Below are 760 nucleotides of genomic sequence, written 5' to 3'. Positions count from 1 at the left end.
TGCTGACGGTGCGTGAGCGTGGGTTGGTGTTGGGGGAGTGGGTGGCGACGTCGCGGGTGTTGCCGGATGCGACGGTGGCGGATCTGCTGGCGGAGCGTGCGGTGTCGGTGCCGGGTGAGACGGCGTTGGTGTTCGGTGGTTCGTCGTGGTCGTACGCGGAGTTGGATGCGCGGGTGAATCGTCTGGCGCGGTTGTTCGTGGCGCGTGGGGCGGGGCCTGAGCGGGTGGTGGCGTTGGGGTTGCCGCGTTCGTTGGAGATGGTGGCGGCGTTGTTCGCGGTGTTGCGGACGGGGGCTGCGTATCTGCCGTTGGAGTTGGACTATCCGCGGGAGCGGTTGGCGTTCATGGTGGAGGAGACCGGGCCGGTGTGTCTGGTGACGGATTCTTCGGCTGCTGCGTTGATGCCGGAGTCCGGGTCGGTGGTGCTGCTGGATTCGGCGGAGGTCGTGGCGGAGCTGGCTTCGTTCTCGGACGGTCCGCTGGGGGTCGTCGTCGATCTGGATGCGCCGGCGTATGTGATTTTCACGTCGGGTTCGACGGGTCGGCCGAAGGGTGTGGTGACGCCGTACCGTGGTCTGACGAACATGCAGTTGAACCATCGTGAGGCGATCTTCGATCCGGTGGTGGCGTCGGCGGGTGGTCGTCGGCTGCGGATCGCGCACACGGTGTCGTTCTCGTTCGACATGTCGTGGGAGGAGCTGCTCTGGCTGGTCGAGGGGCACGAGGTGCACGTCCTCGACGAGGCCCTGCGCCGCGACGC

1 protein-coding gene is annotated in these 760 nt (G+C 67.1%); it reads left to right on the top strand.

The window, feature by feature from the left end; all coding sequences use genetic code 11:
* The coding region (locus AA75_RS31610) for an AMP-binding protein (protein WP_033823761.1) at window positions 1-760 on the top strand (760 nt) is incomplete at both ends.

The organism is Kitasatospora sp. MBT63 (assembly GCF_000710465.2).
Lineage (GTDB): Bacteria > Actinomycetota > Actinomycetes > Streptomycetales > Streptomycetaceae > Kitasatospora.
Note: the sequence above shows the minus strand (reverse complement) of the source record. Positions and strands in the feature narration are given on the sequence as shown.